15 protein-coding genes are annotated in these 26,760 nt (G+C 71.9%); 7 read left to right on the top strand and 8 right to left on the bottom strand.

Features of this window, described 5'->3' with window-relative positions; genetic code table 11:
• Positions 1–98: 98 nt before the first annotated feature.
• On the top strand, positions 99–734 hold the full coding sequence (locus KYK13_RS28380; RefSeq protein ID WP_120563765.1) for a YafY family protein: 636 nt from the start codon (positions 99–101) through the stop codon (positions 732–734).
• Between the two features lie 49 nt (positions 735–783).
• Here the strand turns inward: KYK13_RS28380 and KYK13_RS28375 are convergent, their stop codons facing one another.
• Positions 784–1,308: a phage tail protein gene (locus tag KYK13_RS28375; protein WP_223635825.1), complete on the bottom strand. Its 525-nt coding sequence runs from the start codon at positions 1,306–1,308 to the stop codon at positions 784–786.
• A gap of 398 nt (positions 1,309–1,706) precedes the next feature.
• On the opposite strand from KYK13_RS28375, the gene KYK13_RS39120 reads away from it, so the two are divergent.
• Complete coding sequence (locus KYK13_RS39120; RefSeq protein WP_304504061.1) at positions 1,707–3,077, top strand: collagen-like protein; 1,371 nt, start codon at positions 1,707–1,709, stop codon at positions 3,075–3,077.
• A 27-nt stretch (positions 3,078–3,104) separates the two neighbouring features.
• Here KYK13_RS39120 and KYK13_RS28360 read toward each other — a convergent pair whose 3' ends face one another.
• Positions 3,105–3,626 (bottom strand): GNAT family N-acetyltransferase, encoded by a 522-nt coding sequence (locus tag KYK13_RS28360; RefSeq protein WP_223635822.1) that lies wholly within the window; start codon positions 3,624–3,626, stop codon positions 3,105–3,107.
• A 206-nt stretch (positions 3,627–3,832) separates the two neighbouring features.
• Here KYK13_RS28360 and KYK13_RS28355 point away from each other — a divergent pair, with 206 nt between their 5' ends.
• A complete protein-coding gene (locus KYK13_RS28355) occupies positions 3,833–5,329 on the top strand; it encodes an NAD(P)/FAD-dependent oxidoreductase (RefSeq protein WP_223635819.1) in 1,497 nt (498 codons plus the stop codon).
• A 3-nt stretch (positions 5,330–5,332) separates the two neighbouring features.
• On the opposite strand, the gene KYK13_RS28350 is transcribed toward KYK13_RS28355, so the two are convergent.
• Positions 5,333–5,872: a hypothetical protein gene (locus tag KYK13_RS28350; protein ID WP_223635816.1), complete on the bottom strand. Its 540-nt coding sequence runs from the start codon at positions 5,870–5,872 to the stop codon at positions 5,333–5,335.
• A gap of 118 nt (positions 5,873–5,990) precedes the next feature.
• On the opposite strand from KYK13_RS28350, the gene KYK13_RS28345 reads away from it, so the two are divergent.
• Positions 5,991–8,057: a carbon starvation CstA family protein gene (locus tag KYK13_RS28345; RefSeq protein WP_223635813.1), complete on the top strand. Its 2,067-nt coding sequence runs from the start codon at positions 5,991–5,993 to the stop codon at positions 8,055–8,057.
• Between the two features lie 11 nt (positions 8,058–8,068).
• A complete protein-coding gene (locus KYK13_RS28340) occupies positions 8,069–8,260 on the top strand; it encodes a YbdD/YjiX family protein (RefSeq protein ID WP_223646807.1) in 192 nt (63 codons plus the stop codon).
• Between the two features lie 40 nt (positions 8,261–8,300).
• On the opposite strand, the gene KYK13_RS28335 is transcribed toward KYK13_RS28340, so the two are convergent.
• The 5 genes from KYK13_RS28335 to KYK13_RS28315 all read right to left on the bottom strand — a co-directional run bounded on the left by KYK13_RS28335 (position 8,301) and on the right by KYK13_RS28315 (position 24,054).
• Positions 8,301–18,596 carry a non-ribosomal peptide synthetase gene (locus tag KYK13_RS28335; protein WP_223635810.1) on the bottom strand — a complete coding sequence of 3,432 codons (10,296 nt, stop codon included), beginning with the start codon at positions 18,594–18,596 and terminating at the stop codon, positions 8,301–8,303.
• A 12-nt stretch (positions 18,597–18,608) separates the two neighbouring features.
• Entirely contained in the window at positions 18,609–19,847 is a 1,239-nt protein-coding gene (locus KYK13_RS28330) for an MFS transporter (protein ID WP_223635808.1), read from the bottom strand.
• A gap of 94 nt (positions 19,848–19,941) precedes the next feature.
• The gene (locus tag KYK13_RS28325; protein ID WP_223635805.1) at positions 19,942–21,021 is read right to left on the bottom strand and encodes a HAMP domain-containing sensor histidine kinase; all 1,080 of its coding nucleotides are present in this window, start codon (positions 21,019–21,021) and stop codon (positions 19,942–19,944) included.
• Positions 21,018–22,487, bottom strand: coding sequence for an ATPase domain-containing protein (locus KYK13_RS28320; protein WP_223635802.1), 1,470 nt, complete (start codon positions 22,485–22,487; stop codon positions 21,018–21,020). The genes KYK13_RS28325 and KYK13_RS28320 overlap by 4 nt, the downstream gene beginning before the upstream one ends.
• 226 nt (positions 22,488–22,713) lie before the next feature.
• Positions 22,714–24,054, bottom strand: a complete 1,341-nt coding sequence (locus KYK13_RS28315; protein WP_223635800.1) for an MFS transporter — start codon at positions 24,052–24,054, stop codon at positions 22,714–22,716.
• Between the two features lie 185 nt (positions 24,055–24,239).
• On the opposite strand from KYK13_RS28315, the gene KYK13_RS28310 reads away from it, so the two are divergent.
• Together KYK13_RS28310 and KYK13_RS28305 are read left to right on the top strand one after the other, a co-directional pair.
• A complete protein-coding gene (locus KYK13_RS28310) occupies positions 24,240–25,514 on the top strand; it encodes a serine/threonine-protein kinase (protein WP_223635798.1) in 1,275 nt (424 codons plus the stop codon).
• A gap of 43 nt (positions 25,515–25,557) precedes the next feature.
• Positions 25,558–26,643 carry a PEGA domain-containing protein gene (locus KYK13_RS28305; RefSeq protein WP_223635795.1) on the top strand — a complete coding sequence of 362 codons (1,086 nt, stop codon included), beginning with the start codon at positions 25,558–25,560 and terminating at the stop codon, positions 26,641–26,643.
• Positions 26,644–26,760: the final 117 nt, after the last annotated feature.

The following is a 26,760-nucleotide window of genomic DNA, read 5'->3' as shown; positions in this document are numbered from 1 at the left end:
CAGGAGCGGCGGGACGCTGTCGGAAGGGCTTCGCATCGCGGGGGCCTGCCGTCAGCTTGAGGCCCCCGGCTGACAGCGGTATGTCAGGATTCACCGCCATGCAGCGCACCGAGCGACTCTTCGCACTCGCGGAGTACCTGAGAGGCCGCCGCACCGGCGTCACCGCGGAGGTGCTGGCCGAGCGCTTCAGCGTGACGGTGCGGACCATCTACCGGGACCTGGACGCCTTGCGCGCGGCGGCGCTGCCGGTGGGCGCGGAGCGGGGCCGGGGCGGGGGCTACGCGCTGGACCGGGGCTACAGCCTGCCTCCGGTGAACTTCACCGCGCGCGAGGCGGCGCTGGTGGTGGCGCTGGGACGCTTCGCCATCGACATGCGGCTTTTGCCCTTCACGGGGACGCTGGAGTCGGCGCTGGACAAGGTGCGCTCGGCCCTGTCCACGTCCGCGCAGCGGGAGCTCCTGGCGCGGCTTCGCGAGCTGACGTTCCTGGGCGTGCCGTCCCTGCCCACGCGCAAGCCCGTGCGCGAGGCCCTGGAGCGCGCGTGGTTCGAGCGGCAGCCGCTGCGCATCACCTACGTGGACGGCAACTTCCTGGAGACGGTGCGAGAGGTCCGCATCGAGTCCGTGGTGATGGACCGGCACGAGACGCGGCTGGACGCGGTGGACCTGGCGTCCGGCGAGCGACGCCACTTCCGGTTGGACCGCATCACCCGCGCGGAGGTGGTGGGCGCTTGAGGCGGCAAGGAGGGCCGCGTCCGTGGCTCGGCGCCTCCCGGGCCGGACCTCAGGGGCGCGAGGGGAAGATGCCCTCGGTCGCGATGATGAAGTTCACGCAGGTGTACGGGTTCTGGATGGGCACGGGCTGGCTTCCGCCGGCGACGCCCACGGCCTGGGGGCCCATCGTCGTGCTGGGCGTCGTCGCGTAGGGCGTGGGCGAACTGCCAGGGGGATAGGCCGCGAGGTACGCGCCCTCCGGGCTCTCCGTGTTGCCCTCCTGTCCGCTGGCCATCAGCGGGTGGGTGTGCGCGGGCATCTGCGTCGAGATGAGCGTCACCTGCGGCTGACCGGAGACCTCACCCAGCGTGTGCGGCGCGAGTCCGGGGCCCTGGCCGGGCGCCATGGGGAAGCGGCCGCGCATGTCCGGCAGCGCGAACGTCGTCCGACCATCGCCGCCGTAGGTCGTTCCCAGGATGGCGAAGAGCGCCTGGTTCTGCGCGATGGACAGCAGCGCGCCGTTGCAGAGAGCCCAGCCCCTCGGCGCGAAGTTCCCACCAAACAACCGGATCTCTCCGATGAACGGCTCAGCCATGGTGCTCCCTGATGTGTCGACAGGTGTGAGGTTGCCAACAGACCATGGGCTGCCGCCGTGAGGGAATCGTGCGGCGCGTTACCAGCCCGTCCAGCCCGGCGTGTGCGAATTTTCACAGTTCATGACAGCATTCGTCCCGACGCCGCAGGTCGCCGCCGCGTCCGCCCTTGGGAAAGACCTGATCCATGTCACTTCGAGCTTTCGTGCCCTTGCGTGGGGCGTTCTCGCGTTTCCGCGTGTTGTCGCTCTGCGCGACATTGATGGTGTCCGCCTGCACGGAGGGGACAGGTGATGGCCCAGCGGGACCGGAAGGGCCTCCGGGCCCGGCGGGCCCGGCGGGTCCCGCGGGTCCGGCGGGTCCGCAGGGTGAGAAGGGCGCCACGGGTGAACCTGGCCTGATGGGTCCCCAGGGCGAGCAGGGCCCGGCGGGTGCGGGCGAGCCCGGGCCCCAGGGACCGCAAGGCGTGCAGGGCCCGGCGGGCGCGACGGGCCCCCAGGGCCCCATCGGCCTGACGGGCCCCATGGGGCCGCAGGGCATCGCGGGTCCCACGGGGCCGGCGGGCGCGAAGGGCGACACGGGCCCCACGGGAGCGAAGGGCGACACGGGCGCGAAGGGCGACACGGGCGCGAAGGGCGATACGGGCCCCGCGGGTCCAGCGGGAGCGAAGGGCGACACGGGCGACACGGGCCCCTCGGGCGCGAAGGGCGACAAGGGTGATACGGGCCCCGCCGGTCCGGCGGGTCCCACGGGGCCGACTGGCGCCACGGGCGCCACCGGGCCCACCGGCGCAACGGGACCGACTGGACCTCAGGGACCTCAAGGCCCCGCCGGCACGCAGGGGCTCTACGGTGACGGGTCGGCGGGGGCGTTCAACGTGGGGGCGGGCCAGAGCGTGGACCTCTCCACCGCGCAGGGCGTGAACCTGCTTCCGGCGGGCTTCAACCTCCAGTTCAGCAGCATCAACATCACCGGGACGCTCCGGGTCCCCAGCGGCACGGTGCTGCGCTCCACGGGGGACATCACCGTGACCGGGTCGATCATCGTGTTGCCCGCGGCGGAGGACCTGGGCGGCGCCGAGGCCCCTTCGGGCATCGCCCGGACGAACGCGGGCCCCTATAACGGTGGCGCGGGCCTGGCCGTCTTCCAGGCGGCCCAGGTTCGCCGGGTGCAGTCCGCGTCGGGCGGAGCCGGAGCGCGACTTTACGTGGGCCCGAACGCCGACGGCGGGGCGGGCGGCGGCGCGTTGCTGCTGGTCTCACGCACCAACATCCGCATTCCCGCGGGGGCGGCCATCGACGCGAGGGGCGTGAGCGGCACGAACCCGCAGACCAGCGGAGCGTCCATCGTGGGCACGGGCGGCGGCGGTGGCGGCATCGTGCTGGTCGCGGCGAAGGGAAGCATCAACGTGGGCGGCTCCATCAGCGTGCCGGGCGGCAAGGGCGCGGATGGCTTCAACGGCAATGGCGGTACGGGTGAAGGCGGTGGCGGTGGCGGCGGCGGCGGCATCGTCCACTTCATCTCCCCGGTGCCCCCCACCGTGACGGGCACCGTGGACGTGTCGGGGGGCGCGGGGGGCGCCAACGCGGCGCCCGTAGCCCCCTCGACCACCATCCTCTCGGGCGGTGGCGGCGGTGGCAGCGGCGGCACCGGCGGCAACGCGGGAGGCATCATCCCGGGCACCATGACGAACGTGAACGCCTCCGCGGGGACAGCGGGCTACTTCCTCCAGACGATCGCCCCGGAGCCGGAGTCGCTGCTGGGCCTTTAGTCGCGGACCTTCAAGGGGCCGGCGGGTTCAGCCGACGCCGGTCCCCGAGTCGCCCTCCGGAGCCCGCCACTGGAGCTCCAGGTACGGCGACGTCGGGTCACCTCCCGGCACGGGCGTGAAGCCCTGCCGGGTGTAGAGCCGCAGCGCCGGATTGTCGCGCGTGACGTGCAACCGCACGGGCACGCGCGCCCGTGCCGCCTCCCCCTGGAGCTCGCGCAGCAGGTGCGTGCCCAGGCCACGTCCTTGATGCTCGGGGAGCAGGGACACGTCCACGAGCAGCAGCTCCGTGGCAGTGCGCGCGACCCACTGGCGGCCCACGGGCGCTCCCTCCACTTCGATGAGGGCGTGGCCTTCCGGAGGATGGACCGCCGCGTAGTGGCGGGCCTGTGCCTGATACTGCATGCGCAGGAACGGCTCCGCCTGCGCGGGCGGCAAGCCCCAGGCGGCCAGCTCGCGTGCGCGCGTACTCGCGTAGAGCGTGAAGAGGAACGGCTCATCCGAGGACGTGACCGGGCGCAAACGGGGCGCGAAGGGCAGGGGCGTCTCCACGGCGGGGAATCCTCCCATGTCGCGCGAAGCGGAGGGAGCGAGGGGGCTGCCTGTCGGGGGCGCACGCCGAAAACCTGTCCGACAGTCGGACAGGTTTTGGGACGCGCGCGGACGGGCCCTCCGGCCAGGTGGGTGCCGAGCCGGGTGGAATGTGCACAGCATGAAGGTCCGGGGCTGCGCGCCCCGCGCCTCCAGGAGGTCCGCCCGTGTCTTCCCGTCTTCCTCAGCACGTGCGCGTCGCCATCGTGGGCGCGGGCTTCGCCGGGCTGGGCATGGCCATCCGGTTGAAGCAGGAAGGCCTCGACGACTTCGTCATCCTGGAGCGCGCGGACGACGTGGGCGGTGTCTGGCGCGACAACATCTATCCCGGCTGCGCGTGCGACGTGCAGTCGCTGCTGTACTCGTTCTCCTTCGCGCCGAACCCCGGCTGGTCCCGCGTCTACTCGCCGGCTTGGGAGATCCAGGCGTACCTGCGCGACTGCGTGCGGCGGTTCCAGTTGGAGCCCTTCATCCGCTTGGGGCTCGCGGTCCTCTCCGCGAAGTGGGACGCGACCGCGCGGCGCTGGAGGCTGGAGACGTCCCAGGGAGGCCTCACCGCGGACGCCTTGGTGGTCGCGGTGGGCACCCTGAGCGAGCCCGTGATTCCACCCCTGCCCGGGCTGGAGCGCTTCCGGGGCAAGGTGATGCACTCAGCGCGGTGGGATCCGGACCACGCGCTGGCCGGACGCCGGGTGGGCGTGGTGGGCACGGGCGCGTCGGCGGTGCAGATCGTGCCGGCCATCCAGCCGGAGGTCGGCCGGCTCGTCCTCTTCCAGCGCACGCCCGCGTGGGTGTTGCCCCGGGGGGACAAGCCCAACAGCGCCCTGCGAAAGGCGCTGTACCGGTGGGTGCCGGGCATGCGGTGGCTCCTGCGCGAGGCGCTGCGCATCCTGCGCGACTGCCTGGCCCTGGGCTTCCAGAACCCGTGGATCCTCCGGCTCGGGCAGCGGTGGGTGCTGCGGCACATGCTGAAGGTGGTGAAGGACCCTGCGCTCCGCGAGCGGCTCACGCCCCGGTACACGATGGGGTGCAAGCGCATCCTCGTCTCCGACGACTACCTGCCGGCCCTCACGCGCCCGAACGTGGAGGTTGTCACCGAGCCCATCCGCGAGGTGCGCGAGGACGCGGTCATCACCGGTGACGGCGCTGTCCATCCGGTGGACACGCTCGTCTTCGGCACCGGCTTCCAGGCGACGGAGATGCCCCTGGGGCACCACATCCAGGGGCGGGACGGCCGGACGCTCGCGCAGGTGTGGGCGGGCAGTCCGCGGGCCTTCCTGGGCATCACCGTGAGTGGCTTTCCCAACCTCTTCCTCCTACAGGGGCCCCACACCACCCTGGGCCACACCTCCGTGCTGTTGATGATGGAGGCTCAGGTGGAGCACGTGCTGGGCGCGCTGCGGTACCTGGAGGCCCGGGGTGCCGCCGCCGTGGAGCCGGATCCGAAGGCACAGGACGCCTTCGTGCGGGACCTGGACGCGCGCCTGTCCCGCACGGTGTGGAACCAGGGCGGATGCCGGAGCTGGTACATGGACGCCACGGGGCGCAACTCCGCCCTCTGGCCCGGCACCACCGCGGCCTTTCGTCACCGGGTGGAGCGCTTCGAACCGTCGGACTACGTCACGCTTCCCCGGCCGGCCGCGACCCGCACGCTCCGGCCGTGAGGCTCAGGACTTCTTCGTGCGCTTCCGGGCCGCGGTCTTCCTCGCGGTCGAGGACGTGCGCTGTCTCGTCGTGGCGCGGTGGGCCGCCGCTGGGGGCCGCGTCTTCTTCGTGCCGGAGCGCTTGGCGGGGCGGGCTCCTCTGGACGGCGCTGGAGGCTTCCGGTGGAGCGGTAGGTCCGCGCGTCCGGAAAGGCGCGGCGTGACAGACCACCTGCTTCCCATGGCGCGGGTTTCGCCACCGCGGGTTCCAGTGAATCCGCCAGCGCACGGATTGCGCGCGTGGGAGTGCCAGAGGTCCTTGCCGTCGCCGAAGACGTCCAGGGGCCGTCGTGGCGGCAGGCCCCGGGCCTCGAAGTCCTGGCCCCACGCGTCGGCGTAGTGCTCGTTCGACAGGCGCACCGGCCACACGTTGGGCAGCGGCTTGACGAGCAGCCAGCCGTAGCCGCGCGAGCGCCACATGCCGTACGCGTCCGAGGTGCTGGCCTTCGACGTGGCGCGCGGCGTGGTGCGCGCGGCGAGCACGCCCGCGAGGACGAGGCGCATGGCCTTGCTCCGGCTTCTTCCACGGGGCAGTTCCCCGCGAGCGGGCCGGGGAGGCGGGGACCGTGCGCTATAAATGGCGCACGGGGTAGGGGTGGCCTGCCCGCTGATGGGAGACATCATGGGTGGAGTCGCTCGGAAGTTGGGCTGGGTCGCCCTGGCGCTGGTGGGGGCCTTCTGCCTGGGCGTGGTGGCGCTGCACCGGGGAGAGTCCATCAGCGCCATCTGGCTGGTGGTCGCCTCGGTCGCGGTCTTCATTCTGGGATATCGTTTCTACGGCCGTTTCATTGCCGAAAAGGCGCTCCAGGTAGACCCCACCCGAGCCACCCCCGCCGAACTCCGCAACGACGGCCTGGACTACGTGCCCACGGACCGGTGGGTCGTGTTCGGCCACCACTTCGCGGCCATCGCGGGCGCGGGACCGCTGGTGGGCCCGGTGCTTGCCGCGCAGATGGGCTACCTGCCCGGCACGCTGTGGATCCTCGCGGGTGTGGTGGTGGCCGGCGCGGTGCAGGACTTCGTGACGCTGTTCCTGTCCGTGCGCCGCGACGGCAAGTCGCTGGGCGACATGGTGCGCATGGAGCTGGGGCCCGCGGCCGGCGTGACGGCCATGGTGGGCGTGCTGATGATCATGATGATCATCCTCGCGGTGCTGGCGCTGGTGGTGGTGAAGGCGCTGACGCACAGCCCTTGGGGCACCTTCACCGTGGCGATGACCATCCCCATCGCGGTGGCCATGGGCCTGTATCTGCGCTACGTGCGGCCGGGCAAGGTGCTGGAGGTGTCCATCGTCGGCTTCGTGCTCCTGATGCTCAGCATCTGGCTGGGCGGTCAGGTCTCCGAGTCCGCCACCTGGGGACCCTGGTTCACCTTCGACAGCCGTGCGCTGGCGTGGCTGCTCATCGGCTACGGGTTCTGCGCGGCGGTGCTGCCGGTGTGGCTGTTGCTCGCGCCGCGCGACTACCTGTCCACCTTCCTCAAGATTGGCACCGTGCTGCTGCTGGCGGTGGGCATCGTGCTGGCGGCGCCGCACATGCGCCTGCCCGCGGTGACCCGGTTCGTGGACGGAACCGGGCCCGTGTTCTCCGGCACCCTGTTCCCGTTCCTCTTCATCACCATCGCGTGCGGCGCGGTGTCCGGGTGGCACTCGCTCATCGCGTCCGGCACCACGCCGAAGATGCTGGCCACGGAAGGGGACGCGCGGCTCGTGGGCTATGGCGCCATGCTGATGGAGGCCTTCGTGGCCATCATGGCGCTCATCGCCGCGACGGTGCTGGAGCCGGGCGTGTACTTCGCGATGAACTCGCCCGCGGCGCTCATCGGCACGGACGCGGTGAAGGCGGCGACGACGCTCAGCCAGTGGGGCTTCGTCATCACCCCGGAGGTGCTGGAGCAGACGGCGCGCGACATCGGTGAGACGACCATCCTGTCCCGCGCGGGCGGCGCGCCCACCCTGGCGGTGGGCATGGCGCAGATCCTCCACGGGCTGGTGTCCGGGCAGGGGATGATGGCCTTCTGGTACCACTACGCCATCCTCTTCGAGGCGCTCTTCATCCTCACCACCGTGGACGCCGGCACGCGCGTGGGGCGCTTCATGATCCAGGAGCTGGCGGGCCTGGTGTACGCGCCGCTCAAGCGCACGGAGTCCTGGGGCGCGAACCTGCTGGCCACCGCGCTGTGCGTGGCCGCCTGGGGCTACTTCCTCTACCAGGGCGTGGTGGATCCGCTGGGCGGCATCAACACGCTGTGGCCGCTGTTCGGCATCGCCAACCAGATGCTCGCCGCGGTGGCGCTGACACTGGGCTGCGTGACGCTGGTGAAGATGAAGCGCGAGCGCTACGTCTGGGTGCCCGGCATCCCCGCCGCGTGGCTGGTGTTGTGCACCCTCACCGCCGGCTTCCAGAAGGTGCTCGGTGGAGACGTGCGCGTGAGCTTCGTGGCCCACGCGCGGGCCTTCTCCCAGGCGGTGGCGGAAGGGCGCCTCATCGCTCCCGCGAAGTCGGTGGAGGAGATGGAGGCCATCATCCGCAATGACTACCTGGATGCGGGCCTCACCGTGTTCTTCATGGGGGTCGTCGTGGCGACGGTGCTCTTCGGTGTGCGCGCCGCGCTCCGGGCTCGGAGTTCGCCGGTGCCCACCTCGCACGAGACACCCTACGTGGCCGCCGACCTCGCGGTGAAGCCGTGAGGCGCGCATTCATCCATGTGCTCCGGAACGGCTGGCGCGAGGCCGTGCGCACCGCGCGGTCGATGATTGGCGTACCGGACTACGACACCTATGTCGCTCACATGCGTCGGCATCATCCGGACCGGCCGGTGATGACCTACGCGGAGTTCTTCAACGACCGCCTCCAGGCCCGCTACCGCGCCGGAGGCGGCCGGTGCTGCTGAAGCGCTGGGGAGGGCGGAGCCGGCGCGTGCCGGCCCATGGTCACTCGGGCACGGCCTTCGCGATGGCCTCCCGCAGCTTCGCGGCCAGCACCTGGAGGTGCGGGGGCTTGAGGAAGGAATAGTGGTCTCCAGGCACTGTGTGCGCGTCCAGTCCGCCGGGGGGCGCGTAGGCGGCCCAGCCGTGGTCCCAGCGTGAGCCCTCCGCTTCGAAGCTCGTGAACGGGCCGCTGGCCGGCGGCGGTTCGTAGACCCAGCCCGCGTTCAGGTGGACCTCGAACGCGTGGCGCAGGTGGTGCAACGACTGCTCCGCGGCGAACAGGGGCCGGCTCGCTTCTTCCAGCACCTCCTTCCACCGGCTGGAGGAGAGGCCTTCGCTCGGAGGCAGCGGCTGTCCCGAGGCTCGCAGCAGATCCTCCAGGAAGTTCGCGCTCAGCCGTGCCTTCGCGTTCAGGTCGTCCGGGTTGCCGAAGTGCAGGCTCGCGGACGAGTCGAGCAGCGCGAGCAGCGCCACCGGCTCTCCCTCGCGCCGCAGTTGGTGGGCCATCTCCCACGCGACGGCGCCTCCCAGGGACCAGCCGCCCAGCAGGTACGGGCCGTGGGGTTGGACCTCGCGCACGGCGCGCACGTACAGCGCCGCCATCTCCTCGATGGATTCACACGGTGGAGACTCACCATCCAGGCCGCTGGCCTGGAGCCCGTAGAAGGGCTGAGCCGGTCCCAGCGCACGCGCCAGCTCCGCGTAGGGCACGACGCTGCCTCCCACCGCGTGGACGCAGAAGAAGGGACGCACGTCCGCGCGGCCTTCCTGAAGCGCGACCAGGGGTGTCCAGGGCGCGGCATCCCGGAGCGTGTCCGCGAGGTGCTCCACGGTGGCGTTCTGGAACAGCGCCGCCACCGGCAGCGTCCGGCCCAGCCGGGCATGAATGGCGGACTGCACACGCAGCGTCAGCAGCGAGTGTCCGCCCAACTCGAAGAAGTTGTCGCGCACGCCAATGGGATGCACGCCCAGCACCTCTTCCCAGATGCGCACGAGCTGCAGCTCCAGGGGCGTCCGCGGGCCCACCAGCGTCCGTGTGGGCTCGCGGCCTCCCTGCGGTGCGGGCAGCGCCTTGCGGTTCACCTTGCCCGAGGGCGTCAGCGGGAACTTCTCCATCGCCACCCAGCGCGCGGGCACCATGTGTTCCGGCAGCCGCTGCTGGAGGAAGCCTCGCAGCGCGCCGACGTCTGGCGCCTTCCCGCCGGTGCCCACCACCCAGGCCACCAGTCGCTTCTGGCCGCTTCCGTCGTCCCTCGCGTCGACGATGCAGTCCCGCACCGACGGGTGCTGCGCCAGCGCTGCTTCGATTTCTCCCAGCTCGATGCGGAAGCCTCGCACCTTCACCTGCGCGTCGCGCCGGCCGAGGAACTCCAGCGTGCCGTCCGGCAGGTACCGGGCCCAGTCGCCCGTGCGGTACAGGCGGCCTCCGGGCGTGGGGCTGCGCGGATCCGGGAGGAAGCGGTCGGCCGTGAGGCCTGGCTGATCCAGGTAGCCGCGTCCGACCTGGACGCCGCCCACGTACAGCTCGCCCGTGACGCCCCGGGGCACCGGCTGGAGGTTCGCGTCCAGCACATGCACGGCCACGTTGAGCAGCGGCCGGCCGATGGAGGGCAGCGCGGGCCACGCGTCCGGGTCTCCCTTCAGCGACAGCGACGTCACCGCGTGCGCTTCGGAGGGGCCGTAGTGGTTGTGCAGCACCGCGCCCACGCGCTTGATGAAGCGGCGGATCGCCGGAGTCATTCGCAACGGCTCTCCCGCCACCATGATCTCCCGGACGCGGCTGGGAGCGCGGCCCTCGCGCTCAGCGACCTCCGCCAGGTTCTGGAGCACGACGAAGGGCATGAAGAATCGCTCGATGCGCGCGCCCTCCAGCAGGGCGAGCAGCTGGCTGGCGTCGCGGCGGAGTTCCTCGGTCAGGAGCACCAGCTCACCGCCCGCGGCCCAGGTCGCGAAGAGCTCCTGGAAGGACACGTCGAAGCTCAGCGCGGAGAACTGGAGCGTGCGCGCCCGGGGCGCCACCGAGTCCCCCAACTGCCAGTGCAGCAGGTTCACCAGCGCCTCGTGGTGCATCGCGATGCCCTTCGGCGTCCCCGTGGAGCCGGAGGTGAAGATGACGTAGGCGAGCGCCTGCGCGGTGCCCCTGGGCTCGGGGCGCGTGTCGGGTTCGCGGGCCAGCACGTCCACCTGCGTGTCCAACTCCAACACCCGGGCCGCGCTGGACCCCAGGACATCGCGCAGCTCGCGAGTGGTGAGCAGCACCGCCGCACCCGAGGCCTGGAGCATCGCGGTCAGCCGCTCTGGTGGATAGGCCGGGTCGAGCGGCACGTAGGCGCCTCCCGCCTTGAGCGTGCCCAGCACCGCCACGGGCAGCTCCAGCGAGCGCCGCAGGTGGATGCCCACGCGGACATCCGTCCCCACGCCCAGCTCGCGCAGATGGTGCGCGAGCTGGTTCGCGCGCCGCTCCAGCTCCCCGTAGGTCAGCGTCGCACCCCCGAAGCGCACCGCGACGGCGTCGGGCGTACGCGTGGCGGTGGCCTCGAAGAACGCGTGGATGCTCGGCACCGCGGGAAAGGCCGCGGGCTGGAGCGCCCATGCCGCGAGCTGCCGCCGCTCCGCGTCCGCGAGCATGGGCAGGGTGCCCAGGGGCGCGTCCGGTGCCGCGAGCGCTCCTTCGAGCAGCCGTGTGTAGTGGTCCGCGAACCGCGCCACCGTGGCCTCGTCGAAGAGGGCGGTGTTGTACTCCCAGAGGGTCCCCCAGCCCTCCGGCGTCTCGCGCACGAAGAGGGTGAGGTCGAACTTCGCCATGCCCGGATCGAAGTCCACGGCGCTGACACGCAGGCCGGGCAGCTCCCACGACGCGCCGCCGCTCTGGAAGACGAACATCACCTGGAACAGCGGTGTGCGGCCCGGGTCGCGCGTGGGGACCAGCGCGTCCACGAGCTGCTCGAAGGGCATGTCCTGGTGGGCATAGGCGCCCAGGCAGGCCTCCCGCACACGGCCCAGGAGCGCCCGGAAGCTCTCCATGCCGGAGGCGTCCACGCGCAGGGCCAGGGTGTTGGTGAAGAAGCCGATGAGGTTCTCCACCTCGCGCTGGCCACGCCCGGCGATGGGCGTTCCAATGACGACGTCGTCCTGACCGCTGTGCCGCGCGAGCAGCGCGTGGAAGCCCGCGAGCAGCACCATGAACGGCGTGACGCCCGCGTCGCGCGCCAGGGCCTGCACGGCGCCGGGGAACGAGGCGGGCAGGGGACGCGGAAGCTGGAGGCCCTGGTAGGTCTGCACGGGCGGCCGCGGCCGGTCCGTGGGCAGCTCCAGCATCGGCGGCGCTCCCTCCAGGTGCTGCTTCCACCACGCGCGCTGGGCCTCCAGGGCCTCCCCAGTCATCACCTGACGCTGCCAACCGGCGAAGTCCGGGTACTGGATGGGCAGGGGCTCCAGGTCCAACGGCTCGCCCTGGTGCCGTGCCGTGTAGAAGGCCTTCAGCTCGCGCACCAGGATGGGGATGGACCCGAAGTCACACACGATGTGGTGCATGCCGAGCAGCAGCGCGTGCCGCTCCGGCGCCGTGCGGATCAGCGTCGCGCGCACCATGGGGCCGCGCTCCAGGTCGAAGGGCTTCTTCACCTCCGCCTCCGCGCGAGCGCGCAGCTGCGCGTCCCCGTCCAGCGACTCCAGGGCGAGCGTGAACGGCCGGTGCTCCACGACGTGCTGCACCGGCTGGCCCCCGTCCTCGCTGAAGGTGAGCCTCAGGACATCGTGCCGTTGGATGAGCGCATCCAGCGCGCCCTCCAGCGCCGGGATGTCCAGGGGACCGTCGAGGTGGAAGAAGAAGGGCACGTTGTACGCGCTGCCTCGCGGATCCAACCGCGCGAGGAACCACAGGCGCTGCTGCGCGAAGGACAGGGGCCGCAGCTTGTCCCGCGCCGCCGCGACGATGGGCGGCACCGGCGCGCCGAGGCCCCCCTTCTGGAGGGCCTCCAGCCGCTGCGCGAACCGGGCCACCGTCGGGGCCTCCAGGAGCAGGCGCAGGGGCACGTCGCGCTGGAGCACGTCCCGCAGCCGCGACACCACCCGCGTGGCGAGGAGCGAGTGGCCTCCCAGCTCGAAGAAGTGGTCGTGCGCTCCCACGCGGGCCACGCCCAGCAGCGGCGCCCACAGCTCCGCCACCAGCGTCTCCCAGCCCTCGCGCGGCGCCACGTAGGTGTCAAAGCCCGCCTGCGTGTCCGGTGCGGGCAGGGCCTTGCGGTCCACCTTCCCTGACGGGCTCAGCGGCAGCCGCTCGAGCTTCACGAACGCGGAGGGCACCATGTGCGCAGGCAGCCGCGCGGTCAGGTGCGCCCGTAGCACGCCCGCGTCCATGCGCGCGCCGACGACGTAGGCCACGAGCCGCTTGTCCCCGGGAGTGTCCTCGCGCACGACGACGCCCGCGTCCTCCACGCCCGGTGAGGCCTTGAGCGCGGCCTCGATCTCGCCCGGCTCGATGCGGAAGCCGCGCACCTTCACCTGCGAGTCGGTGCGGCCGAGGAAGTCGAGCACGCCATCCGGCCGCCACCGGACCCGGTCTCCCGTGCGGTACAGGCGCGCGCCAGGCGTCGTGCTGAACGGGTGCGGCACGAAGCGCTCCGCGGTCTGCGCGGGCTGGCGCAGGTAGCCCCAGGCGAGACCGTCTCCGCCCAGGTACAGCTCGCCCGCCACGCCCACCGGCACCGGTGCGCCCAGGGCGTCCAGCACGTAGGCCTGCGTATTCGTGATGGGCCGGCCGATGGGCACGGGGCGTCCGTCGTCCACCGTGCCCTCCAGGGGATGGGCGGTGGAGTAGGTGGTGTTCTCCGTGGGGCCGTAGACGTTGATGACGTCCCGGCCCGCCTCGCGCACCTGTCGCGCGGCCAGCAGGGACATCGCCTCGCCGCCCGTCATCACCTGCCGCACGTGCGCGAGTGCCCGGGGCTGGAACATCGCCATCTGGTTGAAGAGGGCCGTGGTGATGAACAGCGTGGTGATGCCCTGGTGCTCCAACACCCGGGCCAGCTCCTCCAGCGAGGGCGGCTGCGGCGGGAGGACCACGAGCTTCGAGCCGTGCAGGAGCGCGCCCCACAGCTCCAGCGTCGATGCGTCGAAGGAGATGGGCGCCAGTTGGAGGAGGACCTCCTCCGGGCCGAAGCGCGCGTACGTCGTCCCCTTCACCAGCCGCACCACGCCCCGGTGCGGGATGCACACGCCCTTGGGCCGGCCGGTGCTGCCGGACGTGTACATGACATACGCCAGCGCATCCGCGGACACGTTGACGCGCGGCGCTCGCGCAGGCTCGCGCGCGAAGGCATCCCATGACGGCTCCAGGGACACCACGCGTGCCTCCAGCTCCGCGAGCTTCGCCTCCTGGCCGGGCTGGGCCAGCAGCACCGGCAGGCGCGTGTCCCGGGCCATGAAGAGGAGGCGCTCGGTGGGGTAGGCGGGATCCAACGGGACGTAGGCCCCTCCCGCCTTGAGGATGGCCAATGTGGCCACGACCATCTCCAGCGAGCGGCCGGTGCACAGGCCCACCGGCGTGCCCACGTCCACGCCCAGCGCACGCAGGTGGTGCGCGAGCTGGTTCGCGCGCGCGTCGAGTTCCCCGTACGTCAGTTGGCGGCCCTCGAACTCCACCGCGATGGCGCTGGGCGCTCGCCGGACCTGTTCCTCGAAGAGCGCGGGCAGCGACGCCTCGCGGGGATAATCGCCATGCGTGTCGTTCCAGGTGAACAGCAGCCGCTGACGCTCCTCCTCGGAGAGCAGCGGGAGCCTGGCCACGGGCTCATCCAGCCGGGCGACGGCGGCCGCGAGCAGGCGCGTGTAGTGCTCGGCCATGCGCGAGAGGGTCGCTTCTTCGAAGAGCGCGGTGTTGTACTCCCAGACGAAGTCCAGGCCCTCGGCGGACGGCTGGGCGAAGAGGGTGAGGTCGAACTTCGCCATCCCCGTCTCGACGTCCAGCGGCGCCACGGACACGTCCGGCAGGGGGCTCGCGGCCGGGCCTCCGGCGTTCTGGAGCACGAACATCACCTGGAACAGCGGCGCGCGGCTGGGGTCGCGCTCGGGCTGGAGCGCGTGCACCAACTGCTCGAAGGGCATGTCCTGGTGGGCGATGGATTCCAGCGTGAGGTCGCGCACGCGGCCCACGAGCTCGCGGAAGCTCGCGTCCCGGGGCGCGGTGATGCGCAGCGGCACCGTGTTGATGAAGAAGCCGACCAGCCCCTCCAGCTCCTGGCGCTCACGTCCTGCGAGGGGCGCGCCGATGACGACGTCGTCCTGGCCGCTGTAGCGGGCGAGCAGGGCATGGAAGCCCGCCAGCAGCACCATGAAGGGCGTGGCGCCCTCCTGCTGGGCCATCGCCTCCAGGGCCCGCGACAACGCGGGGGATGCCCTGCGGGACAGGTGCGCGCCCTCGAAGGTCTGCACCGCCGGGCGCGGCCGATCCGTGGGCAGGTCGAGGAAGGCCGGCGCGTCCTGGAGCCGGTCCTTCCACCATCCGAGTCGAGCCTCCAGCGCCGCGCCCACCCAGGACTGTTGCTGCCAGCGGGCGAAGTCCGCGGGCTGGAGGGACAGAGGCGGAAGCGCCGCCGCGGCGCCGCCCGTGGCCTCGCGGTAGAGCGCCGTCAGCTCGCGCTCGAACACGCCCAGGGACCAGCCATCACAGATGATGTGGTGGAAGGTGACGAGCAGGGCGTGCTCCCCATCCCCCACGTGCACCAGCGTCGCGCGCACGAGCGGCCCGCGGGCCAGATCGAAGGGGCGGCGCACCTCCGCCTCCGCGCGCCGCGACAGCTCGGCCTCCGAGGACACGCGTTCGCGTCGCAGCGGCACGTGCAGCGTCAGCGCGATTCGCTGCACCGGCTGCCCCTGTTGTTCCACGAAGGTGGTGCGCAGCGCCTCGTGGCGCTGAACGAGCGTCTGGAGGCTCCGCTCCAACGCATCGTCATCCAGCGGCCCGCTCCAGCGGGTGAACCAGGGCAGGTTGTACGAGAAGCCGTCCGGATCCATCCGGGTGAGGAACCAGAGCCGCGCCTGGGCCGAGGACAGCGGCGGCGCTTCATCGCGCGGGCGTGGCGCGAGCACCAGCGCCTGCGCGTCCGCCTTCGTCCTCAGTGATGCCAGGTGGGCGGCCAGCTCCTCCACGGTGGGGTGTTCGAACAGGGCGCGGACGGGCAGTTCCACCTGGAGCCGGTCGCGCAGCCGCGCGGTGACCTGGGTCGCCAGCAGCGAGTGGCCACCGCGTTCAAAGAAGTGATCATGCGCCCCCGCGCGCGGCAGGCGAAGCAGCGCGGCGAAGATCTCCGCCACCTCCGTCTCCAGGGGCGTGCGCGGGGCCACGAAGGCCTGGGCCGTGTCCGCGTCGTCGTTCGGAGCGGGCAGTGCTCGCCGGTCCAGCTTGCCGCTGGGAGTGAGGGGGAACGCCTCCAGCAACACGAAGGCCGAGGGCACCATGTACTCCGGCAGCCGGTCGCGGAGCGTCGCCTTGAGTCCGCCCGCGTCCACGTCCGCCCCGGGCTGCGTCACCACGTAGGCCACCAGGTGCTTGCCCCGAGCCGCATCCTCCCGCGCGACCACCGCGACGTCCTTCACGCCCGGCAGCTTCGCCACCGCCGCCTCCACTTCCGGCAGCTCGATGCGGTAGCCGCGGATCTTCACCTGGGCGTCGCGCCGTCCCAGGAACTCCAGGGTGCCGTCCGGCAGGTACCGCGCGAAGTCACCCGTGCGGTACATCCGTGCGCCCGGATGCGGGCTCAGCGGATCCGGCACGAAGCGCTCCGCCGTGAGGTCCGGCCGGTGCAGGTAGCCGCGCGCCAGCCCCGCGCCGCCGATGTAGAGCTCCCCCGCGACGCCCACGGGCACCGGCTCCCCCCGGACATCCAGCAGGTAGGTGCGCGCGTTGGTGATGGTGCGGCCGATGGGCGGCAGATCCGGCCACGCGTCCGGGTTCCCCTTCAGCACATGGGCCGTGGCCGCGTGTGTCTCCGTGGGGCCGTAGTGGTTGTCCAGCACGCACCCGTCCAGCGCGTGGAGCAGCCGCCGCAGCGCGGGCGTCATCCGGAGTTGCTCGCCCGCGGTGTTGATCTCCTTGAGTGACGTGGGCAGCAGCCCCTCCGCGTCCGCTACCTCCGCCAGGTGCTGCAAGGCGACGAACGGGAGGAAGATGCGCTCCACGCCCTGGTCCCGCATCAGCGTGAGCAGGGCCCGGCCGTCCCGCCGCGTGTCCTCCGACACGAGCACCAACTCGCCGCCCGCGGCGAACGTGGGCAGCATCTCCTGGAAGCACACGTCGAAGCTCAGCGCGGAGAACTGGAGCGTGCGTCCCCGGGGGGCGGCGGAGCGGCGCACCTGCCACTGGATGAGGTTGAAGAGCGGGCGGTGCGGCATCGCCACGCCCTTGGGCACGCCCGTGGAGCCGGACGTGAAGATGACGTAGGCCAGCGTGTCCGGACCGCCCACGGGCTCCGGCGCGGTGTCCGGCGTGGTCAGGTCGTCCTCCAGGAACAACCGCTCCGCGCCACCCTCCGGGAGCCCCGACGCCAGCGCGCGCCGCGTGACGAGCACCTTCGCGCGTGATGTCTCCAGCATCAGCGCCAGCCGCTCCGGCGGATAGGCCGGATCCAACGGACAATAGGCCGCGCCCGACTTGAGGATGCCCAGCACGCCCACCGCCAGCTCCAGCGAGCGGTCCACGCACAGCCCCACCGCCGTGTCCGGCGCCACACCGCGCTGGCGCAGCGCATGGGCGACGCGGTTGGCCCTCCGGTCCAGCTCCGCGTAGGTGAGGCGCTCATCCCCGAACCGCACCGCGATGGCGTCCGGACTGCGGCGCACGGTGGCCTCGAAGAGGGCATGCACGCCGGGGTGCACCGGAACGTCCGCGCCGGTGTCGTTCCAGTCCACCACCGCGCGCTCCCGCTCGCGCGCGGTCAGCAGCGGCAGCGCGGACACCGGAGCGTCAGGCTTCGCGACGGCGCCCTCCAGCAGGCGCGCGTAGTGCGCGGCCATGCGCGCCATCGTCGCCTCGTCGAAGAGGTCGGCGTTGTACTCCCAGCGCGCCTCCAGGCCGCTGGGGTCGTCATAGAGGAAGAGGGTGATGTCGAAGCGCGCGACGCCGGGCTCGAAGTCCAGCTCCGTCACGGTGAGGCCGGGCCACTTCAGCGCGGCCCACGGCGAGTTCACATGCACGAACATCGCCTGGAACAGCTGTGAACGGCTGGGGTCGCGCTGTGGCACGAGCAGGTCCACCAGCTGCTCGAAGGGCATGTCCGGGTGCGCGTATGCGCCCAGGCACACGTCGCGCACGCGGCCCAGCAGCGCGAGGAAGGCCGGGTCGCCAGACGTGTCCAGCCGCAGCGCCAGCGTGTTGGCGAAGAAGCCGATGAGCCGCTCCACCTCGCGCCGCCCGCGCCCCGCCACGGGCGTGCCCACCACCAGGTCCTCCTGGCCGCTGTAGCGGGACAGCAGCACCTGGAACGCCGCCAGCAGCGTCATGTACGGCGTGACGGCCGCCTTGCGGCTCAGCTCGCGGATGCCCGTGGCCAGCGCCCGCGGCATGGGCAGGCGGTACACCGCGCCCCGGGATGTCTGACGCGGTGGGCGCGGCCGGTCCGTGGGCAGCTCCAGCGCGGGCGGCGCTCCCGTGAGCCGCTCCTTCCACCACGCGCGCTCGGCCGCCAGGAAGTCGCCGGTGAGCGTCTGCCGCTGCCAGTGCGCGAAGTCCGCGTACTGCGCCGTCAGCTCCGGCAGCTTGGGCGGCTCGTTCCGCGTGAAGGCGGAGTAGAGCGCGCTCAGCTCGTTCGCCATCCACCCCAGCGACACCGCGTCGCAGACGATGTGGTGCGTGACGAAGAGCAGCGCGTGCTCCTCCGGAGACAGGCGCACCAGCGTGGCCCGCACCAGCGGCCCGCGCGCCAGGTCGAACGGCGTGCGCGCCTCCGCCTCCGCGTGCGCCTTCAGGGCGTGCTCGCGGCCGGTCAGGTCCTCCCGGCGGAGCGTCAGCGTCAGCGTGGGCGCGATGCGCTGCACCGGCTGGCCGTCCACGGCGGCGAACGTGGTGCGCAGGGATTCGTGCCGGTCCACCACGGCCTGGAGGGCCCGCTCCAGCGCGCCCGCGTCCAGCGCGCCCGTGAGCCGCACGAAGAAGTAGACGTTGTACGTGGCGCTCGTGCCCTCCATCTGCGCCAGGAACCACAGGCGCTGCTGCATGAAGGACAGCGGCAGCGCCTCCGTCCTGGAGACGAGGGGCAGCGGGAGGCGCTTCTTGCCCGGAGCAACCGGCGTGGTGGTCGTCATCGTGTGATTCCGTCAGGTCTCGTAGGCAGCGAAGCCGCGCGAGCGCACCGTGCGCAGCAGGACGGTGAAGAGGAGGAACCCGAACGCCGCGCCCCCCATGACGGCGCGCACGCCCAGCCGGTCCGCGAGCGCGCCCTGCGACCACACGCCCACCGTGAAGCCGACGAAGAGCAGCATGGAGTTGAGGCTGGCGATGCGCGCCTGGAGCTCTCCGGACACCCGCGCCTGGCACACCGTGGCCAGCCCCGTGAGCGTCAGCATGTAGAGCGACCCCAACAGCAGCACCGCCACCGTCGCGAACCCCAGCGACGGGGACAGCCAGTACGCCGCCGCCACCGGACCGATGAGCAGCAGGCTCACCTCCAACAGCCGCCCCCGTCCCAGCCGGTCCGCGAGCGTGCCCGCGCCCAGCGCCGCCAGGAATGCACCCGTCCCCTGCGCCGTCACCAGCATCGACGTGGCGCCCGCGTCCTGGCCGAACACCCGGATGGCCATCACCGGCGCCAGCGCCGTGAACGGCGCGATGCACACCGCGATGGCCAGCGTCCCGCCCATCGCCATGAGCAGCGCTTCATCCGCCCGAGCCACCTGGAGGCCTCGCGCGATGCCCGCCCACACCCCCTCGGGCAGGGACGGCTTCGCGCGGGCCTGCGCCCCGCGCACACCCCACAGCGACAGCACCACCGCGCCGAAAGACAGCGTGTTGAGCAGCAGCACCCAGCCGATGTCCGCGTGCGCGATGAGCAGCGCCGCCAGCGCGGGGCCGCAGATGCGCCCCAGGTTGGCCTGGGCCGAGTTGAGGCTGAGCGCGCTGTGCAGATCCTCCTTCGGCACCGATACGGCAATGAGCGCGGAGAACGCGGGCATGAACAGCGTCACCGCGCAGCCATTGAGAAAGGAGATGACCGCCACCCACCGCACCGTCAGCCCGCCCGTGAAGGCCAGCGCCGCCAGCGTGCCCGCGAGCACCATCTGCACCAGCGCCCCCAACCCCACCGCGCGCCGCCGGTCGAACCGGTCCCCCAGCGCGCCCCCCAGCGGCGACAACAGGATGGACGGCAGCCACGTCAGCGCCGCCACACCCCCCGTCCACTCCGCCCGGCCCGTGACCTTCGTCACGTACACGCCCAGCGCCAGCACCTCCATCCACGTGCCGATGTTGGACAGCGCCGCGCCCCCCCACAGAAAGGCGAAGTCGCGGTGCTTCAGCGCGCGCAGCGAGGACAGCCGGGACGAAGAAGGCGTGGACACACTCGCTTTCTAATTCACCGAGAGCGCAGGGTGTTCGCGGACTTCTATTTTAGACGGTCTAGGAGGAATTGCGGCGGAAACGTGCAGTGTTGCTTCAGTTCCTCCGGGGCAGGCGCAGGGTGAAGGTGGAGCCCTCACCCAGGGCGGAGCGGACGGAGAGCGAGCCGCCGTGCAGCTTCGCGAGCGCGGCGGCGATGAAGAGGCCCAGGCCGTGGCCGCGGTCCCGGTCCGTGTCCGCGCGCTGGAAGCGGTCGAAGACGTGGGGCAGGGCGCTGGCCGGGATGCCCACGCCCCAGTCGCGCACGTGGATGAGGACGAGGCCCGGGTTGAGCGTCAGCCCCACCTCGATGTGGCGCGACGTGCCGCTGTACTTCACCGCGTTGGACAGCAGGTTGTTGAGCACCTGGCGCAGCCGCTCCGCGTCCAGCAGCAAGGGCTCCACCGGCTCCCCGGCCTGGAGGGAGAAGTCCATCTCCGGTTGCAGCTCGCGCCACTCCTGGACGAGCTCCTCCAGGAAGGGCGCCAGCGCGGTGGGCTGAAGCTTCAGCTCCAGCTTCCCGTCCGCCAGGCGCGACGCATCCAGGATGGAGGTGACCAGACCGTTCATCCGGTCCAATTGGCGCAGCACGGCCTCCGCGGAGCGGCGCTCGTCCTCGATGCCGCGCTTCTGGACCTTGCGCAAGAGCAGTTGGGTGTTGAGGCGCGCGGAGCTCAGCGGCGTCTTCAGCTCGTGCGCCACCCAGTTGAGCATCTCCTCGCGCGCCAGGCTCATCGCGGTGGAGGCCGCCTCGCGTGCCGTTGGGGCGGCGTCCTCGCGGGTGGTCGCGCGCTGCTGGAGCGCGCTGCTCACCGCCTGCTCGAAGGTGGCCAGGTCCACCGGCTTCGCGAGGAAGGTCTGGGCCGCCTCACGCCCCTGGGGGCGCGCCGCGCTCAAGAGCAGGAAGGGGACGTCAGACAGGGTGGGTTCGGAGCGCATCGCGTGCAGCAGCTGCATGCCGGTGCGCCGGGGCATCATGTGGTCACTGACCACCAGGTCCGGCGTCTCCGTGCGCGCCAGCATCAGCGCCTCTTCGCCGTTGTGCGCGCGGACCACGCGGTGGCCCAGGTCCTCCACCACCTCCGAAAAGACCTCCAGGAGCGCCTCTTCATCCTCCGCGATGAGGACCAGGCTCATTCACCCACTCCTCCAATGGTGGTGCCCAGCGGGCGGGCCTGGCCGGTCAGCAGGCCCACGGCGGAGCGGATGGGCGCGAGCACCTTCACGCCTGCGTCCGTGATGACGAACTCGCGCAGGTCCGCCACGTATTCGCTGTCCCGCATCTTGAGCACGGACAGGAGCCGGTGCACCTGGCCGTGCAGCTCCACGTAGCGCAGGAGCAGCACGTTCTCACCCAGGCTGGCGACCGGCGCGTCGTTGAAGTCCAGCTCCGTGCCCACGACCTTCGACACCTCGCGGGTGAACAGGGTGGTGACGCCCCGCATGCGCAGGCGCATCGCCAGCGACGCGAGGAAGGTGCGCCGGCGCGCGGGATCCAGGATGGCCATCTCCAGCTCGGTGAGCCCGTCCAGCACCAGCCGCTTGACGCCGAGCGCGTCCACCTCCGCCAGGAGGTCCTGCACGAGCACGTCCGCCTCGGTCTCCATGGGCGGCACGTACCGCATCACCAGCCGCCCCGCGCGCAGGTCCGGGTCCACGTCCAGGCCCACGCGCCGGGCACGCGCGGTGAGCATGGAGGGCGCGTCGAAGAACGACACGAAGAGCGCCCTCTCCCCGTGGCGCGCGCCGTCCGCGGCGAAGTGCAGGGCCACCAGCGTCTTGCCAATGCCCATGCTCCCCGCGAGCATCGTGGTGCCGAGCTCCGGAATCCCGCCGTGCATCAGCGCGTCCAGCTCCGGCAGCCCGAAGCTCTTGCGCGTCAGCGTGGGGGGCTCGTCCCGGTACTCCAGGCGCGTGGACTCCAGGCGCGGGATGGTCACCACGCCCTCCTCGCGGATGAGCAGGGTGTGCTCACCGCTCAGGTGGGGCCGGCCCCGCAGCTTCACCACCTCCACCCGCCGCACCCGGCGCGAGCCCTGGGGCTGGATGGACAGCGCCACGATGCCGTCCACCGTGGTGGCCTCCGGCAGCGCCATCAGCCGGTCCAGCGGGTACTCGGTGGTGAACAGGCCGATGCAGTTGATGGCCGCGAGGCTGATGCCCAGCTCGTAGAGGAACTCGCGCAGCCGCGCCTCGTCCTGCCAGAGGTCGCGGATGGAGCGCAGCCCGTCGATGAAGAGCATCCCCGCGCCGTGCTCCCGCACCGTCTGCAGGAGCAGGTCCCGGGCCTCCTTCGCGCCCCGCTTGAGCGCCGAGTAGGCGCTGATGAAGAAGAGCTTCTCGCCCAGCAGCTCCGGCTGGAAGAAGTCGAAGCTGGAAAGCGCCCCCATCAGCTTGTCGTGGGGCTCCGACGTGACGGTGGCCACCACCACGGGGACGCCGCGCGCCGCGGCCGCGAAGGCAATCTGGCTGCACATCACCGTCTTGCCCGACCCGGGCGTGCCGGTGACGATGATGGCCTGTCGTGAGGGGATGCCACCCCCCAGGAGGATGTCGAAGCTGGGGATGCCGCTCTGGAAGAGGGCGGGCTCGCTGCTGGGCATTCCAGGGTCCATCGGACGGCGAGGGGTCATCGCGCGGGTTTCCGCCGCTCGAAAGCGCGCGCCGGGACAAGATGCGCATGGGGAGCAGGGCACGCCCGACGCAGCCGCCGAGTCACTGCCGCTTAGCCGACAGTTCCGGTGGCAGCTACCCTCGTGTGCCCACACCCCTCGTGGAATGGCGGCGGGTCAACACCTCTGGCCGTGGGGCAGTCCGCCAGGCCGGGGCTCAGCGCGACGGCGCGGGATGTTCGTCCGCCGCGCGGGCGCGAGCGCTCGAGCCCCGGAACAGCAGGAGCGACACGCCAAGCCCTACCGCGCACACCGACGACACGTAGTACGCGGGCGCGAGCGGGCTCTCCTTCAACGCGACCGTGACGGCGAGCGGGGTGAGGCCGCCGAAGAGCGCGTACGCGACGTTGTAGGAGAACGACAGGCCGGAGAAGCGCACCGCCGGAGGGAAGGCCCGCACCATCACCGCGGGCACCACGCCGGCGACGCCCACGCAGAACCCCACGCCCGCGTAGAGCGGCACCAGGTGCTCCGGTGCGCTCGCCACGCCCCGGTAGAACAGCTGCGCGGCCACGAGCAGCAGCCCCGAGCCGACGGCCATGGCCCGCGTGGGCCCCAGCCGGTCCGCGAGCAGCCCGAAGCAGATGCACCCCGCGGTGAGCGTGAGCGTGGCCACGCTGTTGGCCGCCAGCGCCTTCGCGGGCGGGATGCCGTGCAGCTGCTGCATCAGCGTGGGCGTCATCAGGATGACCACCACGATGCCCGCGGTGAGCACCCAGGTGAACAGCATGGAGACGACGACGGCGGGCGCGTGGCCCTTCAGCGCGGCCTTGAGCGGCAGCTCGCGCACCAGCGCCTTCTTCTGGCGCAGCTCCTCGAAGACGGGCGTCTCGTGGAGCCAGCGGCGCAGGAACACGGCGAGGAAGCCGAACACGCCGCCCACCACGAAGGGCACGCGCCAGCCGTACGCCAGCACCTGCTCCGGCGTGAAGGCGGTGTTGACCGCCGTGGCCACCAGCGAGCCCAGGAGGATGCCCAGCGTGAGCCCGGAGGTGAGCGTCCCGCACGCCAGCCCCACGCGGCGCTCCGGCACGTGCTCGGAGACGAACACCCACGCGCCCGGCACCTCGCCGCCCACCGCCGCGCCCTGGAGCAGCCGCAGCATGAGGAGCAGGAGCGGCGCCGCGTACCCGGCCGAGGCGAACGTGGGCAAAAGGCCCATGCACAGCGTGGGCACCGACATCAGCAAGACGCTCAACGTGAACATCCGCTTGCGCCCGGTCCGGTCCCCGAAGTGCGCCATCACGATGCCGCCCAGCGGCCGCGCCAGGTAGCCCGCCGCGAACAGCCCGAACGTCTGCAACTGCCGCAGCCAGTCCGCCGTCTCCGGCGGGAAGAACAGCTTCCCCATCACCGCCGTGAAGAACACAAAGATGATGAAGTCATAGAACTCCAGCGCGCCCCCCAGCGCCGCAAGCCCCAGGGTGCGGATGTCCTGGGCGGACAGCGGTCGGGGAGCGGCCAGCGGAGAGGAGGCGTCGGAGGGGGAGGTCGCCATGCGCACGAGGACCGGGAGGATATGCCGGGACCCCGCCCTGATCCCCATCCGTCACGTTGTTAAAGTGTATTCACCGTAAAACCAGTTGACACGGTGTGCGAAACTTGTGGGGAGGTCTCGGCATCGGTATCTTCCAGGAATTACGAGTTCCGTCCTGGGAGTACAATTTGGACAGGGTTGATACCGTGACGCCTTCGCCGGCCGCACCCGGGGTGGAAATCCGCTTCGGGAAGTACCGCATGGTGCAGCGGCTCGCCACGGGCGGGATGGCGCACCTGTTCCTGGCGACCATCGACGGACCGGACGGCTTCTCCAAGGCGTGCGTCATCAAGCGCATCCTGCCGGAGTACGCGAACCTGGAGCCCTTCGCGCGGATGTTCGCGGACGAGGCGAAGGTGGCGGCGCTGCTGACGCACCCGAACATCGTGCAGGTGTTCGACTTCGGGAAGATTGAAGGCCAGTACTACCTGGCGATGGAGTGGATTCAGGGCCAGTCGCTGGACCGCATCATGCGGCACGCGGCGGCGGCGAACATCCCGCTGGGGCCCCGGGTGACGGTGGACGTGGGCCTGGCGATGTCGGACGCGCTCACGTACGCGCACGCGAAGACGCTGTCGGACGGGACGCCGCTGAAGCTGGTGCACCGGGACATCACGCCGGGCAACGTGCTGGTGTCGCGCGACGGCATCGTGAAGCTGGCGGACTTCGGCATCGTGAAGAGCTCCGTGAACCTGGAGCGCACGGTGGCCGGGGTGGTGAAGGGCAAGTACGCGTACATGTCCCCGGAGCAGATCACCAACCGGGAGCTGGACCACCGCTCGGACCTGTATTCGCTGGGCATCGTCCTCTACGAGGCGTCCACGGGGCGCCGCCTGTTCAAGCGCGAGACGATGGAGGCCACCATCCTGGCCGCGTCGCAGGGGGACGTGCCGCCGCCGTCGCACGTGGCGCCGGGCTTCCCGCCGGAGCTGGAGCGCATCCTGCTCAAGTGCCTGGCGAAGGAGCCCGCGCAGCGCTACCAGACCGCGCGCGAGCTGCACGACGACCTGGAGCGCTACCGCACGGCGCAGCACTGGACGTCCGGCGGCCGGGAGCTGGCCACGCTGATGACCACGCTGTTCCCCCCGGATGCGACGGGCCGGGTGTCCACCGCGGTGCCGATGCCGGAGCCCCTGCAGGGGGCGTCGCCCACCGGGTCGGGCGTGGGCTCCACGCGCACTCCCACGGGCATCTCCGGCCCGTCACCCTTCGGAGCGCCCGGGCACGGGGGGGACCCGCACGAGCCCAGCGCGCTGGTGCCCACGGGCGTGCTGCTCCATCGCGGCGGGACGGGCTCCACGACGGGCGTCGTCCCGTCGCCGGAACAGACGGCCGGGGCCGGGACGTTCCCCTGGGCGCTGGCGGCCGCGGCGGGCGTCGCGTTGGTGGGCAGCGCGGTGTTCTGGCTGTTCATCGCATGAGGGGCGGGCGCACCGTGTCGTCGTGGGAAGTGGGACATCCATCGTGAAGAATCAGAAGACCTGGGTCGCCGTCATCCTGCTGGGCACCGTGGCCGTGAACGCCGGGGCGTACCTGGTGGTCCGCTCGCGCAAGGCCGCGCCGCCCGAGCCTGTCGTCACGCGGAACCCCGCCCCCGCGACCGTCCAGCCCCCGCCTCCGACGGTGGCGTCCGTGGCCCCGCAGGCGGAGGCCGCGAACGCCGGGCTCGTGCGCGCGCTGCGAGCCTCCGGTCTGGCCGCGCTGGAGGACCGCGACTACGAGCGCGCGGTCGCGCAGTTCACCGAGGCGCTCAAGCTGCGCCCGGATGACAAGGACAGCGACCTGACCCGGCTGTTGGGCATCGCCACCGACCTGCGCTCGCGCGACCTGTCGCGGACCGCGCACGGGGCCCCGGGGCATGAGCCGGCGCCCTCCCGCGCGCCGCCCCGCTCGCGCGCCGCGAAGCTCGCCGCGGCGCGGGCCGCCCGCGAGCAGCAGTCCGCGCAGCCCGCCTCGCACGAAGAGGAGCCGAAGGGCGGGCTCCTCCTGGTGACGTCCACGCCGCCGGGCCTGGTGGTCATGGTGGACGGCAAGGCCCTGGACCTGACGCCGGCGCGGCTGCCGGTGTCCGCGGGCATGCACCGCGTGGTGCTCGCGCAGGGGGACCGCCACCTGCACGAGGAGACGGTGGAGGTGGACGCGGACGCGGTGCGCTCACTCAACCGCGACCTCACCGCGGAGCTCACGCCGCCCGCGTCGAAGCCGGCCGCGGTGCCCGTGGCGGCCGTCGCCCCTGCTTCGCCCCCGGCGCCGAACGCGGTACCGGCGGGTGGACCCGGGGTGGCGCCTCGCGCCGCGGAGCCCGCGACACCGTCGGAGCCCTCCGTGGCGAACGCCGCCGTGGCCCAGCGGGGCGACCTGGAGGTGACGTCGCCGGGGCTCTACGGCGAGGTGTGGATCAACGGCCGGCCCTATGGCTTTCCGCCCATCTCCGCGCAGGCCCTGCCTTCCGGGCCCGCGAAGGTGGAGGTCCGCGTCAACGGCGAGGTGAAGCGGCGCATGACCGTGGAGGTCGAGCCGGGCCGCAGCACTCGCGTGCGCGTGAAGTGAAACATCCCGCGCACCCCCGCATTCGACGCGGTGCGTGTATTCCCAGAACTTTCGGATGGTGCTGAAGCCGGTAGGATTGGTTTCACGCGGAGTCGGTCTCCCCCGGGGCCGCTCGGC

It is taken from the genome of Corallococcus sp. EGB (assembly GCF_019968905.1).
GTDB lineage: Bacteria > Myxococcota > Myxococcia > Myxococcales > Myxococcaceae > Corallococcus.
Note: the sequence above shows the minus strand (reverse complement) of the source record. Positions and strands in the feature narration are given on the sequence as shown.

What these genes read in the sequence shown, in the direction of transcription:
- KYK13_RS28380 (WP_120563765.1), top strand. Translation starts at nt 99, where the DNA reads ATGCAGCGCACCGAGCGACTCTTCGCACTCGCGGAGTACCTGAGAGGC.
- KYK13_RS28375 (WP_223635825.1), bottom strand. Translation starts at nt 1,308, where the DNA reads ATGGCTGAGCCGTTCATCGGAGAGATCCGGTTGTTTGGTGGGAACTTC.
- KYK13_RS39120 (WP_304504061.1), top strand. Translation starts at nt 1,707, where the DNA reads ATGGGTCCCCAGGGCGAGCAGGGCCCGGCGGGTGCGGGCGAGCCCGGG.
- KYK13_RS28350 (WP_223635816.1), bottom strand. Translation starts at nt 5,872, where the DNA reads ATGCGCCTCGTCCTCGCGGGCGTGCTCGCCGCGCGCACCACGCCGCGC.
- KYK13_RS28345 (WP_223635813.1), top strand. Translation starts at nt 5,991, where the DNA reads ATGGGTGGAGTCGCTCGGAAGTTGGGCTGGGTCGCCCTGGCGCTGGTG.
- KYK13_RS28335 (WP_223635810.1), bottom strand. Translation starts at nt 18,596, where the DNA reads ATGACGACCACCACGCCGGTTGCTCCGGGCAAGAAGCGCCTCCCGCTG.
- KYK13_RS28325 (WP_223635805.1), bottom strand. Translation starts at nt 21,021, where the DNA reads ATGAGCCTGGTCCTCATCGCGGAGGATGAAGAGGCGCTCCTGGAGGTC.
- KYK13_RS28320 (WP_223635802.1), bottom strand. Translation starts at nt 22,487, where the DNA reads ATGCCCAGCAGCGAGCCCGCCCTCTTCCAGAGCGGCATCCCCAGCTTC.
- KYK13_RS28315 (WP_223635800.1), bottom strand. Translation starts at nt 24,054, where the DNA reads ATGGCGACCTCCCCCTCCGACGCCTCCTCTCCGCTGGCCGCTCCCCGA.